Origin of the sequence: Albidovulum sp. (assembly GCF_041919395.1) — a bacterium.
Taxonomy (GTDB): Bacteria; Pseudomonadota; Alphaproteobacteria; order Rhodobacterales; family Rhodobacteraceae; genus Albidovulum.
Genome location: NZ_JAYRTX010000021.1, coordinates 1 through 14,370 on the forward strand (window position 1 = coordinate 1; position 14,370 = coordinate 14,370).

Sequence of the window (14,370 nt, forward strand, 5' to 3'; positions counted from 1 at the left end):
TTGAACGTCACGAAGAGGCGCCAGGCCGCATAGGCGCCGAGCGCGAGGAAGAGAAGCGCGAAGCCCGGACTGCCCTGCGCAAGCTCGAATACACCCCAGCCGAGCGCGGTCCCGGCGACGAGGACGCGCCGCCAGAGCGGCCGGAACCAGGGATGGTCAAGGTCGTATAGGCCCCGCCCCATCGCGTCAGGCGGCCTCCGCCCGGTCGAGCCCCGCCTCGCGCGCCATCCGCCTCAGCGCCCTGAAGCCCATGTCCTGGTAGTGGAACGGATTGCGCACGGCGCTGTCCTGCTCTGCCTCGATCACCAGCCAGCCCTGATAGCCGTGCTCGGCCGCGATCTTCAGCACCGGCTCGAAGGCGACGCAACCCTCGGGGTCGCCCGGCACGGTGAAGGCCCCGCGGCGCACCCCTTCGAGGAAGGAGAGCCCCTTTTCCCGTACCTCGCGGGCGATGTCCGGCCGGACGTTCTTGGCGTGGATATGGGTGACGCGGTCCATGTACCTGCGCGCCACCTCAGCCGGGTCGGCACCGCCGAAGGTGCAGTGCCCGGTGTCGAGCAGGAGCCGCGTATAGGGGCCCGCCATCGCCATGAACCGGTCGATGTCGGCAGCACTTTCAATGATCGTCCCCATGTGGTGATGGTAGCCCATCTTCACACCATGATCATGCGCGAACTTGGAAAGCGCCTCGTAGCCGCGCGAGAACCTGTCCCAGTCGGCCTCCGACAGGATCGGCCGGTCGTTCACCGCAACCTTGTCGTTGCCGTGGACGGTATTGGAGCACTCGCAGGCGTTGATGTGATCGCCGCCCGCGGCCTTGGTGAAGTCGATCCATTCCTTGAGCCGCGCCTTCTCCGTCTCGATGTCGTTGACGAGAAGGTTCGTGGAGAACCAGCCTGCCGCGAACCGGAGTCCGTAGGCGCCAAGCGCGGCCTTCAGGGCCGCGCCGTCGTCGGGCATCTTGTGGCCTTTCTCGATCCCGTCGAAGCCGATTTTCCGGCAATCGGACAGGCAGTCGTCGAGCGTGAACTGGTCGCCGATCGACCAGTCGTCGTCGTTCGACCAGGCGATGGGGTTGGTGCCGTAAAGGATCATCTCTCTGTCTCTCTCTTTTCGGGGGCCAGAATCTCCTCCTGGCCCGAAAACGCCGGCGTCCGGGGGCCCCGCCTCCGCACCCCGCCTCAGTTCACGACGTTCTGCCGCCTGACCTGCGCGGTGTACTTCGCCCGGGCCCGCTCCAGCCGCTCCGGTCCGCCAGCCTCGGGCACGGCCACGTCCCACCAGTGTCCGCCCGCGCCGGTGCCAGACACCGCGTCGGTGTCGATGACGATGACTGTGGGGATGTCGCGGCCCCGCGCGGCGACGATCCGCGCCTCAAGTTCGGCGATGGTCGCGGCCTTTTCCGCGTGGGCACCCATCGCCCGCGCATGGGAGACGAAGTCGATCTCGGGCTGCACCTCGACGTTGCTGTCCTTGTACATGTTGTTGAACTCGGCCCCGCCGCATTCCTGCTGCAACCGGTTGATGCAGCCATAGCCGCGGTTGTCGGTCAGGACCACGGTGAAGGGCACGCGCCGCATCACCGCCGTCGCAAGCTCCGAATTCGCCATCATGTAGCTGCCGTCGCCGACGAAGCAGACGACTTCCTTCGCGGGCGCGGCGAGCTTGATGCCCATTGCACCGGCGACCTCGTAGCCCATGCACGAATAGCCGTATTCCATGTGGTAGCCGCCTGCCGCCGCCTGCCAGAGGACTTGCAGCGCACCGGGCATGGTGCCGGCCGCGCACATCACGAGCGTGTCCTTCGTCGCCATCCGCTGCACCGCGCCGATGACCTGGGCATCGGTGGGCAAGGCATTCGTCTCGCCCTCGGGCGCCGCCGTCACGCGCCGCACCGCCTCGTGCCAAGCAAGCCGCGCGTCTTGGTCGAAGGCAGGCGCCTTGTGCGATCCGAGTGCGGCGGAAAGCCTGGCGAGCACCACCTTGGCGTCCCCCACGCAGGGCACGGCGCCATGCTTCGTCGCGTCGTAGCCCGCGAGGTTGACCGAGACGAGTCGCCGCTCCGGGTTGCCGAACACGGTCCAGCTTCCCGTGGTGAAGTCCTGGAACCGGGTGCCGACGCCGATCACCAGATCGGCCCGCGCGCAGAGCGCGTTGGCGCAGTCGGACCCCGTGACTCCGGGCGAGCCGAAGTTCATGGGATTGTCCCATCCCGTCGCGCCCTTGCCCGCCTGGGTTTCCACCAAGGGGATGTTGTGCGCCTTGGCAAAGGCCGCGAGATCGGCCTCCGCCCCGGAATAGATCACCCCCCCGCCCGAGACGATCACCGGTGTCTTCGCGGCGCGGATCAGCGCCGCCAGGTCCGCAACCTCGCGCGGGTCCGGCTCCGGCCGGCGGATGCGCCAGACCCTAGGCGAAAAGAAGCTCTCGGGGTAGTCGTAGGCCTCCGCCTGCACGTCCTGGCAGAAGGCGAGGCAGACCGGCCCGCAGTTCGCCGGATCGGTCATCACCGCCAGCGCCCGCGGCAGGCAGGTCAGAAGATGCTCGGGCCGGGCGATCCGGTCAAAGTAGCGCACGACCGGCCTGAAGCAGTCGTTGGCGCTGACCGTGCCATCGTCGAAGTCCTCGATCTGCTGCAACACGGGGTCCGGCCGGCGGTTGGCGAAGACATCGCCCGGAATGAAGAGCACGGGCAGCCGGTTGACGTGCGCCAGCGCCGCCGCCGTCACCATGTTGGTGGCCCCCGGCCCGATCGATGAGGTCACCGCCTGCGCCCGCCGCCGCCTGAGCGTCTTGGCATAGGCGATGGCTGCGTGGGCCATGGTCTGCTCGTTCTGGCCCCGCCAGGTCGGTAGTGCCGCGCCGATCCCGTGCAGCGCCTCTCCGATCCCCGCCACGTTGCCATGTCCGAAGATCGCCCATACACCCTCGATGAAGCGCGTCCCCTCTTCCGTCATCTGCACCGAGAGCCAGCGCACCATCGCCTGCGCCGCCGTCAGTCTCACCGTCCCGCTCATTCTGCCTTCCCCCGCAGGTTCGAACCCCGGAACCGGTTGCTGCTTCTGCTGAACATGCTCATGCTGCCTTCTCCCGCGCGGCGGCCCGCGCCCTGTCCCAGATATCGCAGAGCCGCGCGTATCGCCGGGCCATTTCTGCCACGGCCTCGGCATCGGCCAGATCGCCCGCCATCCAGCCCCGCGCCACGTCGCCGAAGATCGTGCGGCCGACGGCAAAGCCCTTCACCAGATCGAACCCCGCCGCCACCTCGAACGAGGCGGCGAGTTCCGCCTCCGGCGCATCGAGCCCGAGGACGACGATTCCCCGGGTGTAGCGGTCATGTTCCCGGATGGCGGCGATGGCATTCTCCCAGGCCGCCTTCGTCCTCATCGGTTCGAGTTTCCACCAGTCGGGGAAGACTCCCGCCGCATAGAACTGGCGGATCAGCGTCGCCGTCGTGGTGTCGCCCACCGGCGCGACCTTGGAGGGGATGACCTCCAGCAGGAACTCGAGCCCGTTACGCCGCGCCGCCGCGAAGAGCCGCTTCACCGTCGCCTCCTGCTCGGCCCGGACCGCGGCCGTGTCGTCGGGATGGCAGAAGCACAGCACCTTCACCACATTCTCGCGGGCCCATTCCTCCAGTCCGCCGCAATCGGGGCCAAGCTCGGGCTCGAGCCTGAGCGGCCGCGAGCCAGGCCATTCGCAGGGCCGTCCGATCCAGAGTCCGCTGCCGGAGGCGGCATGGAGCGCCCGCCGGCCGATCCGGCTGTCGCAAAGGATGCCGTAACCCGGCCGTCCGCCGGCCACGCGCAGCGTCGCCTTCAGGCAGAGCTCCTTGAACGCGGCGCCCTTCCGGGCCGAGTATCCTGCCATCTCCTCAAGCTGCGCGCGATGGTCGAAGGCGAAGGTCCTGAGGCTCGACCAGTCGCCCTTGCGGTTGGTGGACCAGTGGATCTGCTCCAGCTCCGCGTCGTTTCTCAGATCGGGCCGCACGATGCCGCGCGTCAGGAAGAACCTCAGCTCCTCCAGGCTCGGATAGGCCGGCGTGCAGCCGTGCCGCGAAACCGCGAAGGCGCCGCAGGCATTGGCGTATTCGAGCGCGCGCGGCCAGGTCTCGCCGTCGAGCCAGCCCTTCATCAACCCCGAGAAGAACCCGTCGCCGGCGCCGAGCACGTTGAAGACCTCGATCGGGAATCCCGGCCCCGCCTCTCCCGAGTCGAGGCTCTCGGGGATCGGCCCCTCGAAGGCAACGGCACCCTTCGCGCCGCGCTTGCAGACAAGCGTTGCCGCAGTCACGGCCCGCACCGCCCGCAGCGCAGCCACTGTATCGGTCGAGCCGCCGGCGATGTGAAACTCCTCCTCCGTGCCGACGATGAGGTCGAAAAGATGCAACGTCGATTGCAGCTTCGCGGTGACCTTGGCGCTTTCCACGAAGCGGCTCTCGCCCGCGCCATGCCCCGCCACGCCCCAGAGATTGGGGCGGTAGTCGATATCCAGGGCCGTCTTCGCCCCGTGCTTGCGGGCGAGATTCAGTGCCTTCACGACCGCCGCCTCGGTCCGCGGATGGGAAAGGTGCGTACCGGTTGCCAGCACCGACCGCGCCTCGGCGATGAACCCCTCGTCGATGTCCTCCTCCGACAGCGCCATGTCGGCGCAGTTCTCGCGGTAGAAGATCAGCGGAAACTGCTCCTCGTCGCGGATGCCGAGGATGACCAGCGCCGTCAGCCGCTCCGGGTCGGTCTTCACCCCCCGCACGTCCACGCCCTCGCGCTCCAGCTGCTCGCGGATGAATCGGCCCATATGCTCGTCGCCCACCCGCGTGATCAGCGCCGACTTCAACCCCAGCCGCGCTGTCCCGCAGGCGATGTTCGTCGGGGACCCGCCGATATACTTCCGGAATGAGCCCATGTCCTCCAGCCGCCCGCCGATCTGCGCCCCGTAAAGGTCCACCCCCGCCCGGCCGATCGTGATGAGGTCATAAGTCTTCATTCCCGCTTCCTTCATCTTGCCCCAAATACCTCGGTGGGGGCGCCGGGGAGACACCGCCGCCCCCGCCCGGATGGCTCAGACCGCGCCCCTCACGAAGCCGATACTCTCGCGCAGCGCCGCCTCGGGGTCAGGCAAGTCGTGGACCTCGGCCGCGAAGGGCTCGAAGCTGATGGGGCCCTCGTAGCCTGCCGCGAGAAGCGCCCTGATTTGCGCGATGTTCTCCAGACGATCACTGGCATCGACGAGCACCCGGTGCGCGTCGAGCATGTCCTTCACGGCGATCGCCGGATCGGTCACCCCCGAGATGTGCACGAGCGCCGTGCGGCGCGGGTAGAACTCCGTCTCGCCCGCAAGGTGGTGATGGAAGGTGTCGTGAAGAAGCCGGTAGACGTCCCAGCCCGCCGCCTCTTCGATTGCGGCGATTGCCTCGCGCTTGGTCCTGAGCGACGAGACGGGAAAGCCCAGGGGCTCCACAAGCCCCATCACGCCCCGGTCGCGCAGGATCGGCGCCATGGCCTCGAGCGCCGCCACGACCGCCGAATGGCCAACGGGCGTGCCGTCGTTGAGCGGGCACATCACCAGCGCCCGGGCACCGCAGGCGGCGGCGTAGTCGGCCATCTTCTCGGCCCGCGCCGGCAGGTCGCCCTTCCAGACGTTGAAGGGGTAGAGCGCGTTGATCGACAGGATCGTGACGCCGGCCGCCTCGGCCGCCGCCTTCACGTCGGCGGGCTTCCAGCTGCCCAGGACATCTGGCAGATCGTTGCGGATCTCCACCTCGGTCGCGCCAAGCCGGCGTGCCATGGCGAAGAAGTCGGGCAGCGCGAGTTTCGGCGCTGCGATATGGTTCATGGCAAAGCGCATCGGATCACCTCAGGCATATAGCGCGGGGCGCGCGGGGGTACGGATGGCGACGGCCTCGCCATCCCTCTCCTGCGCCTGCACACAGGCGTCGGAGGTGACGGCGGCCATGTACCCGTCCCAGGACGTCGGTCCCGAGGCAGTGCCAAGTTTGGCGGCCTTCAGGAAATCCTGAAGCTCTACATCGTAGGAAGCGACGAAGCGGTCCTTCCAGTCGGTCAGGATGGCGTTCTGCAGCTTGGCGTCGAGCCGCATCTGGATTGCCATCGGCTCGGGCAGCCGGGCAATGCCGTCCTCGCCCACCACCTCGCACTGGATGTCGTAGCCATAGTGGCAGTTGACGAAGATCTCGACGTCGATCACCACGCCCCGGGCGGTTTCCAGCACCACGATCTGCGGGTCGCGAAGCTTCCCGTGCGACCGCGCCGCCTTGCGCGGGAAGATCACCCGCGCCGAGACGTAGTCGTCGTCCAGAAGCCAGCGGAACACGTCGATCTCGTGGATCAGCGTGTCGTGGATCGCCATCGGCGTGATGTATTGCTCCGGCACCGCGGGGTTGCGGTGCGCGGCATGGACCATGATCGGCGCGCCGGTATGGGTCCGCACCGCGTCCTTCAGCGCGACATAGCCGGCGTCGTAGCGGCGCATGAAGCCGACCTGCACCAGTCGCTTGCCGCGGGCGACCTCGGCATCGACGATGCGCCTGGCGCCTTCGGCGGTCGTCGCCAGGGGCTTCTCGCAGAAGCACGGCTTTCCCGCCGCGATGGCCGCCAGCACATATTGCTCGTGCGTCGTGCCCCAGGAGGTGACGAGCACCGCATCAACCTTTGGCGAGTCGACGAGTTCCTCGCCCGTGGCGAAGACCTCGGCGTTCGGCGCGATGTCCGCGCGCACGGCCTCGGCCGAGGCGCGGTTCACGTCCGAAAGCGCCACGATCTCGCCGCCCGAAAGCACCTGCTGGATGCGCCGCGCGTGGTCCCGGCCGATGGCGCCGGTGCCGATCACCCCAATTCTCAAAGTCATTTTCCGACCCTTACTTCCAATACGTGTCGATGTAGCGCTGCATTTCGGCGCGCATGAAGCGGCCCGAGGCGTCGGCCTTGTCTTCCCAGGCGAAGACGCAGGCGGTCATGATGCCGTCGAAGCCGATCTCGGCGAGCGTGCCGAAAAAGTCGTCCCAGGGCACCTCGCCCTGGCCGATGTTCAGGTGCTGGTGCACGCGCGCTTGCGTCCCCGGCGGGTTCAGGATGTAGCGCAGGCCGGAACTGGCCTTGTGGTTGAAGGTGTCGCCCACATGGACATGGGCGAGCACATCCGCCGCCGCGCGCAGCATCGCCTTGGTGTCGTCGCCGAAATAGAAGGTATGCGGCGCGCAGTAGAGGAACCGCACCCGCTTCGAGTTCACCGTGCGGATGATGTCGAGCGCCGGCTGGATCGTCTCGCACCAGTCCTCGGGGTGGGGCTCGATGTGCAGGTTGATGCCCTCGCGCTCAAGGATCGGGACAAGCTCCTCCATCGACCGCCACCAGGCGTCCTCGCAGGTCTCGATCATGCTGCCGGTGTGGCAGCAGTAGCAGGACCCCTTGTCCGGGTGCGGACCCCGGCCGAACTCGGAGTTCATGGTGTCAACGCCCATCTCCACCGCGATCTCGATGGCGCGCTTCCAGTGGCGGACGGCGGCCTGCCGCTCAGCCTCGTCGTTCGAGGCCCAGCGGTACATCGGCAGGAGCGAGGCGATGCCGACACCGGCCTTCTTCAGCGCCTTCCTGAAGCTCTTCACCCGGTCCGGGAAGACCCGCGGCGCCTTGAACCATTCGAGGAAATCGCCCCGGGGGCTGAGTTCGATCCAGTCGTAGCCAAGCTCCTTCACCTTGAAGGGAAGTTCGTCAAGGCTCAGGTGGCGGTGCATGAAGGGATCAAGCGCGATCTTCATGGGTCGGTCCTTTCGGAAGCTCAGGCCACGTCGGCGTATTCGGCGCCGGTCTTCGCGCCGGTGATGTAGGCCACGACGTCTTCGGGGTTGGTCTCGGCGACGTTGAGGTTGGCGCAGATGCGGCCGCGCCGGAACACGACGATCCGGTCCATCAGGTCGAAGACCTGCCGCATGTTGTGGCTGATGAGGATCAGGGGTTCGCCCTGCTTCTTCAGCGTCCGGATGATGTTTTCCACCTGCGCCGTCTCCTGCACGCCAAGCGCCGCGGTGGGTTCGTCCATGATCGTCAGCTTGGAATGGAAGGCCGCGGTGCGGGCGATCGCCACGCATTGCCGCTGCCCGCCCGACATGTTGCGGATCGTGTTGAGGATGTTCGGTATCTTCACCCCGGTCTTCTCCAGCCCTCGCATCGTCGCCTCGCGCATCGCCTTGCGGTCGAGGATCGAGAAAGGCCCGAGATTGAAGAGCACCTTCTCACGCCCGAGGAAGAGGTTCGATGGCACGTCGAGATCGTCGGCCAGCGCGAGGTTCTGGAACACGGTCTCGATCCCCGCCTCCCGCGCCTCCAGGGGGCCCGCGAAATGCACCGCGCGGCCGTCGAAGACCACCTCGCCCCGGGTGCGCTGTTCGACTGCGGTGATCTGGCGCACGAAGGTGGACTTGCCCGCCCCGTTATCGCCCATGATCGCCACATGCTCGCCCTTGCGCAGGATGAAGTTGGCGCCTTCCAGCGCGTGGACCCCGCCGTAGTGCTTGGTCAGGTCCCGCGTCTCGAGAACGATGTCGCCCATGTCGTGCAGCCTCAGTTCGCTCATGCCGGCCTCCCTACGTCCGTTCCGAAGAGCGGCGCTGCCGCCACTGGTCGAGCACCACGGCACCGACGATGATCACGCCCTTCACCATCTCCTGGTAGTAGGCGTCGAGCTTGACGAAGGTGAAGCCGGAGATGATGACCCCGAAGATCAGGGCGCCGAGCACCGTGCCGAGGATCGAGCCGCGCCCGCCCTTCAGCGAGATGCCCCCGATCACCGCCATCGCGATGGCGTCGAGTTCGTACATGACACCCATGCCGGCCTGCGCGGTCAGGTTCTTCGAGCTCAGCACGACCGCGGCGATGGCGGCGAGCATGCCGGCGATCGAATAGACCAGCACCTTGTGGCGGTTGACCTTGATCCCCGACATCCGTGCCGCGTCCTCGTTCGAGCCGATGGCATAGGTGTGCTTGCCATAGACCGTGTAGGTCAGGATGAGGTGGAAGAGGACCGCGAGGAGGACGAAGATGAGAACCGGCATCATCCCCTTGCCGATCGCGGCATAGCCTTCGGTCGGGAAGGAGATCGGGTTGCCGTTCGACCACCAGCGGGAAAGGCCGCGGGCAAAGACCATCATGCCGAGCGTGGCGATGAAGGGCGGGATGCGCGTGTAGGCGATAAAGACGCCATTGACGAGCCCCGCCGCGAGGCCGCAGCCGAGGCCGACGAGCACCGGCACGATCACCGGCAGGTCCATCGCCCAGTCGCCGAAGATCGCCTTAGGGTTGGGGTTGCCATTGACGAGCGCCGTCTGCGCGAAGCTCATGGCGATCATCGCGGTGGCGCCCACGACCGAACCCGAGGAGAGGTCGATTCCGCCGGTAAGGATGACCTGTGTCACGCCGACCGCGATGATGCCGACGATCGAGACCTGCAGGATGATGATGTTGAGCCGCGGCCAGTTGAAGATGGCGTCAACGTTGTCGCGGGTGTTGAAGAGGAAACTCTCGCCGAGGAACAGCCGTCCGATCGCCTCGAACGCGACCACGATCAGGACGAGCGCGACGAAGACGTTCAGTTCGGGCGGGCGTGCCTTCTTGGCCGGATCGTAGGTCAGCCCCCCGATACCGTGCGTCGTATGTGCCATGCGTGTCACCTTTCGATGTCGGCCAATGTCGCGGAGAATGTGCGTCGCACGTTTCCCGAAGGGCCGGCGGGGCGGCGGCAGCGCGCCGCCCCGACGTGATCCGCGGACGGATCAGTTCTTCTGGAGATAGTCGTTGATGTTCGCGGGCGTGACGAGTTCGAAGGGCACCCAGACGGCCTGGTCGACGGCTTCGCCCTTGGCGAGCTTGACGGCGGCGTCGAGCGAACCCGAGCCCTGGGCGGCTGCGTTCTGGAACACCGTCACGTCGAGGTCGCCCGCCTGCATCGCGACAAGCGCGTCCTGCGTCGCATCGACGCCGCCGACGATGACCGAGGCCATGTCGATGCCCGCCGCCTTCATCGCCTGGATCGCGCCAATCGCGCTTTCGTCATTGTTGGCGATCACCGCGTCGAAGGCCGTGCCGGTGGACAGCCAGTTGGTCATGAGGTTCTGCGCCTCATCGCGCCGCCAGTTCGACGTCTGCTTGTCGAGGATGTTGAGCTTGACGGCGCATTTGCCGCCGTCGATCACGTCGTGGATGTCCTGCGTCCGCTGCACGGCGGCCTGGTTCGACAGCTCGCCCATGATGACATAGGCATTGGCCTCGGTCTTGCCCATCTCGGCCAGAAGACGGCAGACCTCGATGGTCTCGAGCGTGCCGGAATCGACCTCGTTCGAGGCGACGAAGGCCTGATTGTCCGGCAGCGTGTCGAGGTTGACGGGCTGGCGATTGACGTAGACGAGCGGAACGCCCGCCGCAGCGGCCGCATCGGTCATCGCTTGCGTCGCCGAAGTGTCGACCGGGTTGACGATGATCGCGTCAACGCCCGAGGCGATGAAGTTGTTGATCTGGTCGAGCTGCTTGGCCACGTCGTTCTGCGCATCCTCGATCTGGACGCTGTGGCCCTGCTCGTCGGCATAACTCTGGATGCCGTTCCTCAGCACGGTCAGGAAGTTGTCGTCGAACAGTGCCATCGACACGCCGACCGTCTCGGCCGAGGCCGCCCCGGCCAGGGACGCGAGAACCGCGGTCGAGATCAGGAATTTCTTCATCGTAGCTCCTCCACAGACGGCCCGTTGCGGGCCATTGTCACGATGGGGCCGCAGATCTGCAGGGCATGCGAAACGTTGCCGCGAAACGCGGTCCATGCGCTGCAAACTCCGGAACCTCCCTCGGCCGCCTCACTCCTCACGGCCACGGCGATGAGGATTCCCGATAGCGCCACCATCGGTCAACGGCGATGTTGGCGGATTCTCGTCATTGCTGATGTAAAATGAAGCCAATAATGATGTAACGACATCATTCACAACGATTCCGGCGTCCAGATCTGGAACGGCAGGAACCGCTGGCCGGGGGTTTCGGCCATTCCGTTCGCGACGGTATGGAGAATCAGCGTGGCAAGCTCCTCGCAGACTGCGGGCAGGGGCGTGCTGATCACGATGGACACGGTCCGGTCCTGCAAGGCGAGCCGCGTCTCGTCCGTGAGTTCGTTCACGACCAGGACGACGTCGCTGGCGCGGCCCGATTCCCTTAGAGCGGTGATGGCGCCCTCCATTCCGCCGCCGGCGCAATAGAGGCCGACGAGGTCGCGGTGTTTTGCAAGCATCTCCAGCGTCGCCTCATAGGTGATCTGGCGCGCCTCGAGGTTGATCATGGGGTTCAGAAGCTCGAAGTCCGGCGCATATTCCCTGAGCGAGCTGCGCACCCCGGTTTCGCGCAGCTCATGGCCGTGGAACCTGTGCCCGCCGATGAAGATGCCGATCTTCCCCGGCCGCAGCGCGATCTTGGACATCAGCCAGCCAACCGACCGGCCTACCTTCAAGTTGTTGACCCCGATGTAACTTTCCCGAACGCCCTGGGCGAAGTCGGACAGCAGCGAGAAGGTCGGGATGCCGCGCGCCTTCAGGTCGGCCACCGCGGCCGTGACCTCGTGGTGGTCAAGCCCCGAGGCCGCGACGGCCTGCACCTTGCCCGACATCGACCGCAGGAGGTCCGCCAGTTCGCCGGGCAGAGTGGTCTCGGCAAAGCGGATCGTCGCGCGCATCCGGTACGAGGTCACCCGGGCTACCCGCGACTCGATCTGGCGCGCGAAGTCGCGGTAGAAGGCGTGCCGCTCCTTCTGCAGGATCACGCCCACATGCAGTTCCGGCAGGTCTGCGAGGATCCGGCTGCGGATCGCGTTTGCGCCGTGGTAGCCGATCCTCTGCGCCGCCTCGTGAACCTTCAGCGCAGTTTCCTCGCGCACCTTCAGCCGCCCGTTCAGGACGCGGTCCACGGTGGCGAGACTCACGCCGGCTTCGCGGGCCAGGTCGGCAATCGTGACGCGCGCCATGACGGACACCTCATGAAGAAATGATGTAACATATCAGCAATCCCGCATGAGAATTGCAATCCCCGTCATGCCCTGCGGTCATGAGTTCTCGATCGTGTGGATCTGGATCATCGGCGGATGGGTCGGGGCAGGCCCGTCGCGCCGGCCGAAGGCATGCGCCAGAAGGTCGATAGCGCCGCGCACCTCCGCCTCCGGGTTCTGGTCGATCACCGCGTCGATGGCACCGGCCTTCAGGAGCGCGCGCCGCTCTGCCGTCAACTCGTGCACGATCAGGACCACGTCGCGCCGGCCCGCAGCCTTGAGCGCGGCGACGACCTCGCGCGCGCCCACGGTGCAAAGGTAGATGCCGCGCAGCCCGCGCCGATGCACCAGCGCCTCGCGTACCAGCGTCCCGGTGCGGCGGCCGTCTTCCAGGCTTTCGACCGGGCCGGCGATCCGGCAGGCGGGGTAGCGTTCCGCGAAGACCGCGCCGAGGCCCTCGACCCGCTCCGCCTGGCCGCGCATCGCCAGCATCCCGACGACCATCAGAACATCGCCGCCCTCCGGCCCGAGGAAGCGGCCCATCAGGTCGCCGGCGACGCGGCCTGCGCGGCGGTTGTCTGGGCCGACATAGCCCAGCCGCCCCGAGCCCGCGATGTCGGTGGCAAGCGTCACGACCGGCCCCCTGCCCGCGAAGGCGCGGCATGCGGCGGCGATCCCGGCATCCTCCTCAGCGCTCACGATCAGCGCGTCATGGGTCTGCATCGCCGCGAGGATCTTCGCCGCGATCTCCGCCGGAGCGGCGGGGGCGATGTGGATCACCCGGATCTGCATGTTGAACATCTCCAGCACGGGTGCCGCGCGGGCGATCTCCTCGGCGAGCTTGGCGTGGAACGGATTGACGGGCGGCTGGATCAATGCGGCGATCCTGAGCGTCCGGGCGGCCGTCAGCGACAGCGCCCGGTCGAGCTTCAGGCTCCGCGCCCAGTCGAGCACGCGCCGCTCCTTCTCGGGCGAGACGCCGCCGCGCCCGTTCAGCACCCGGTCCACCGTCGCCGGCGACACTCCCGCCGCCTCCGCCACGTCCCGCGCCGTCGTCTTCCGCGCCATCCCTGCCCCTTGAGTAAATCTCGTCATCGCCGCGATGGCGGCCTGATACACCTCGGCCTAGCCTTGGGGAAGCCGGGCGCGTACCGGCGCGATCCGGAGGAACGGGCGGTGAGCGAGCTGCGGTTCGGGGCGATCGGGGCGGGCGGGCCGCTCTGGCCCGACTTCGCCGCCGGGCACGAGACGGCCTGCGGCGTCGACGCGATGCTGAAATCAGTGGAGGAACGGCGCTGGGTCGCCGTGGGCGAGATCAGGGAGGCGCCGACATGACCATCCGGCTCGCCATCTTCGGCGCGGGGCGCATCGGCGCCATGCACGCCCGCAACGCCGCGGCCCTTCCGGGGGTCGAGGTCGCCCATCTCGTCGATCCCGGGACCGACCCGGCTGCCCTCGCCCGCGAGACCCGCGCGCGCGTCAGTTCCGCGGCCGAGGCGCTGGCCGACGCGGACATCGACGGCATCGTCATCGCGTCGTCGACCGACAGCCACGGCGACCTTCTTCTGGCCGCCGCCGAACGCGGGCTCGCCGTCTTCTGCGAAAAGCCGGTGAGCCTCGATTTCCCCACCGTTGCCCGCGTCACGCGGGCGGTCGAGGCTTCGGGAATCCCCTCCATGCTCGGCTTCCAGCGCCGCTATGATCCGAACTTCCGCGCCGTGCGCGAGCGGATCGCCTCCTGCGTCTCGGGCCCCCTCGAACAGCTCCTGATGCAGACGCGCGACCCGGCGCCGCCACCGCGCGCCTATGTCGCGCGGTCCGGCGGAATGCTGCGCGACCAGGCGATCCACGATTTCGACCAGGCGCGCTACATGCTGGGGGAGGAGATGGCCTCCGTCCATGCCATCGGCGGCGCGCTCTTCGACACAGGCATCGCCGCCGAGGGCGACATCGACAGCCTCATGGTCAACATGGTTTCCGCTTCGGGCCGGATGGTGCAGATGGCCAACAGCCGGCGCAGCCCGCTCGGCTACGACCAGCGGCTGGAGGCGCATTGCGCGCGCGAGGTGCTCTTCGTTGACAACCGCCCGTCGAACGATGTCCGCATAGCGGGGCCGGAGGGTGCGCGGACGGAGCGGCCGATGGACCATTTCATCAGCCGCTTCGCCGAAGCCTACCGGGCGGAGATGGAAGCCTTCGCCGCGCTGATCCGCGAGGGCGCCCCGCCCCTGGCCATGATCCGCGACGGGCTGGAGGCGCAGCGGCTGGCTGAGGCCGCGATTGCCTCCATCCGAACGGGACGACCCGTCACGCTCACGCCCGACTGGACGCCCTGATCCG

The 14,370-nt window shown here is 67.4% G+C and carries 14 protein-coding genes; 2 read left to right on the forward strand and 12 right to left on the reverse strand.

The genetic code is table 11. The features are described from left to right. From ACMUOO_RS05610 to ACMUOO_RS05665, 12 genes are all read right to left on the reverse strand, one after another. The coding region (locus ACMUOO_RS05610) for a hypothetical protein (protein WP_413854915.1) at nt 1-182 on the reverse strand (182 nt) is incomplete at its 3' end. Between the two features lie 4 nt (nt 183-186). Then, complete coding sequence (gene iolE, locus ACMUOO_RS05615) at nt 187-1,095, reverse strand: myo-inosose-2 dehydratase (protein ID WP_301917815.1); 909 nt, start codon at nt 1,093-1,095, stop codon at nt 187-189. 86 nt (nt 1,096-1,181) lie between these two features. After that, nucleotides 1,182-3,017 carry a 3D-(3,5/4)-trihydroxycyclohexane-1,2-dione acylhydrolase (decyclizing) gene (iolD, locus tag ACMUOO_RS05620; protein ID WP_301917816.1) on the reverse strand — a complete coding sequence of 612 codons (1,836 nt, stop codon included), beginning with the start codon at nt 3,015-3,017 and terminating at the stop codon, nt 1,182-1,184. 58 nt (nt 3,018-3,075) lie between these two features. Continuing rightward, nucleotides 3,076-4,986, reverse strand: coding sequence for a bifunctional 5-dehydro-2-deoxygluconokinase/5-dehydro-2-deoxyphosphogluconate aldolase (locus ACMUOO_RS05625; protein WP_301917817.1), 1,911 nt, complete (start codon nt 4,984-4,986; stop codon nt 3,076-3,078). Nucleotides 4,987-5,061: 75 nt separating this feature from the next. Then, nucleotides 5,062-5,847, reverse strand: a complete 786-nt coding sequence (locus tag ACMUOO_RS05630; protein WP_413854916.1) for a TIM barrel protein — start codon at nt 5,845-5,847, stop codon at nt 5,062-5,064. A 9-nt stretch (nt 5,848-5,856) separates the two neighbouring features. Beyond that, complete coding sequence (locus ACMUOO_RS05635; protein WP_301917819.1) at nt 5,857-6,867, reverse strand: Gfo/Idh/MocA family protein; 1,011 nt, start codon at nt 6,865-6,867, stop codon at nt 5,857-5,859. A 10-nt stretch (nt 6,868-6,877) separates the two neighbouring features. Next, entirely contained in the window at nt 6,878-7,777 is a 900-nt protein-coding gene (locus ACMUOO_RS05640; protein ID WP_301917820.1) for a sugar phosphate isomerase/epimerase family protein, read from the reverse strand. A gap of 20 nt (nt 7,778-7,797) precedes the next feature. Next, nucleotides 7,798-8,568 (reverse strand): ATP-binding cassette domain-containing protein, encoded by a 771-nt coding sequence (locus tag ACMUOO_RS05645; protein ID WP_367891179.1) that lies wholly within the window; start codon nt 8,566-8,568, stop codon nt 7,798-7,800. A 34-nt stretch (nt 8,569-8,602) separates the two neighbouring features. Continuing rightward, a complete protein-coding gene (locus ACMUOO_RS05650; RefSeq protein WP_301917822.1) occupies nt 8,603-9,676 on the reverse strand; it encodes an ABC transporter permease in 1,074 nt (357 codons plus the stop codon). Between the two features lie 111 nt (nt 9,677-9,787). Beyond that, nucleotides 9,788-10,729 (reverse strand): sugar ABC transporter substrate-binding protein, encoded by a 942-nt coding sequence (locus tag ACMUOO_RS05655; RefSeq protein WP_301917823.1) that lies wholly within the window; start codon nt 10,727-10,729, stop codon nt 9,788-9,790. Nucleotides 10,730-10,980: 251 nt separating this feature from the next. Further along, the gene (locus ACMUOO_RS05660; protein WP_301917824.1) at nt 10,981-12,009 is read right to left on the reverse strand and encodes a LacI family DNA-binding transcriptional regulator; all 1,029 of its coding nucleotides are present in this window, start codon (nt 12,007-12,009) and stop codon (nt 10,981-10,983) included. Nucleotides 12,010-12,087: 78 nt separating this feature from the next. Then, nucleotides 12,088-13,098: a LacI family DNA-binding transcriptional regulator gene (locus ACMUOO_RS05665; RefSeq protein ID WP_301917825.1), complete on the reverse strand. Its 1,011-nt coding sequence runs from the start codon at nt 13,096-13,098 to the stop codon at nt 12,088-12,090. Nucleotides 13,099-13,206: 108 nt separating this feature from the next. On the opposite strand from ACMUOO_RS05665, the gene ACMUOO_RS05670 reads away from it, so the two are divergent. Both ACMUOO_RS05670 and ACMUOO_RS05675 read left to right on the forward strand, forming a co-directional pair. Further along, nucleotides 13,207-13,365, forward strand: a complete 159-nt coding sequence (locus tag ACMUOO_RS05670; protein ID WP_301917826.1) for a hypothetical protein — start codon at nt 13,207-13,209, stop codon at nt 13,363-13,365. Continuing rightward, complete coding sequence (locus ACMUOO_RS05675) at nt 13,362-14,366, forward strand: Gfo/Idh/MocA family oxidoreductase (RefSeq protein WP_301917827.1); 1,005 nt, start codon at nt 13,362-13,364, stop codon at nt 14,364-14,366. The genes ACMUOO_RS05670 and ACMUOO_RS05675 overlap by 4 nt, the downstream gene beginning before the upstream one ends. Nucleotides 14,367-14,370: the final 4 nt, after the last annotated feature.

What these genes read in the sequence shown, in the direction of transcription:
- ACMUOO_RS05640 (WP_301917820.1), bottom strand. Translation starts at nt 7,777, where the DNA reads ATGAAGATCGCGCTTGATCCCTTCATGCACCGCCACCTGAGCCTTGAC.
- iolE (WP_301917815.1), bottom strand. Translation starts at nt 1,095, where the DNA reads ATGATCCTTTACGGCACCAACCCCATCGCCTGGTCGAACGACGACGAC.
- iolD (WP_301917816.1), bottom strand. Translation starts at nt 3,017, where the DNA reads ATGAGCGGGACGGTGAGACTGACGGCGGCGCAGGCGATGGTGCGCTGG.
- ACMUOO_RS05665 (WP_301917825.1), bottom strand. Translation starts at nt 13,098, where the DNA reads ATGGCGCGGAAGACGACGGCGCGGGACGTGGCGGAGGCGGCGGGAGTG.
- ACMUOO_RS05650 (WP_301917822.1), bottom strand. Translation starts at nt 9,676, where the DNA reads ATGGCACATACGACGCACGGTATCGGGGGGCTGACCTACGATCCGGCC.
- ACMUOO_RS05635 (WP_301917819.1), bottom strand. Translation starts at nt 6,867, where the DNA reads ATGACTTTGAGAATTGGGGTGATCGGCACCGGCGCCATCGGCCGGGAC.
- ACMUOO_RS05675 (WP_301917827.1), top strand. Translation starts at nt 13,362, where the DNA reads ATGACCATCCGGCTCGCCATCTTCGGCGCGGGGCGCATCGGCGCCATG.
- ACMUOO_RS05655 (WP_301917823.1), bottom strand. Translation starts at nt 10,729, where the DNA reads ATGAAGAAATTCCTGATCTCGACCGCGGTTCTCGCGTCCCTGGCCGGG.
- ACMUOO_RS05630 (WP_413854916.1), bottom strand. Translation starts at nt 5,847, where the DNA reads ATGCGCTTTGCCATGAACCATATCGCAGCGCCGAAACTCGCGCTGCCC.
- ACMUOO_RS05645 (WP_367891179.1), bottom strand. Translation starts at nt 8,568, where the DNA reads ATGGGCGACATCGTTCTCGAGACGCGGGACCTGACCAAGCACTACGGC.
- ACMUOO_RS05660 (WP_301917824.1), bottom strand. Translation starts at nt 12,009, where the DNA reads ATGGCGCGCGTCACGATTGCCGACCTGGCCCGCGAAGCCGGCGTGAGT.
- ACMUOO_RS05625 (WP_301917817.1), bottom strand. Translation starts at nt 4,986, where the DNA reads ATGAAGACTTATGACCTCATCACGATCGGCCGGGCGGGGGTGGACCTT.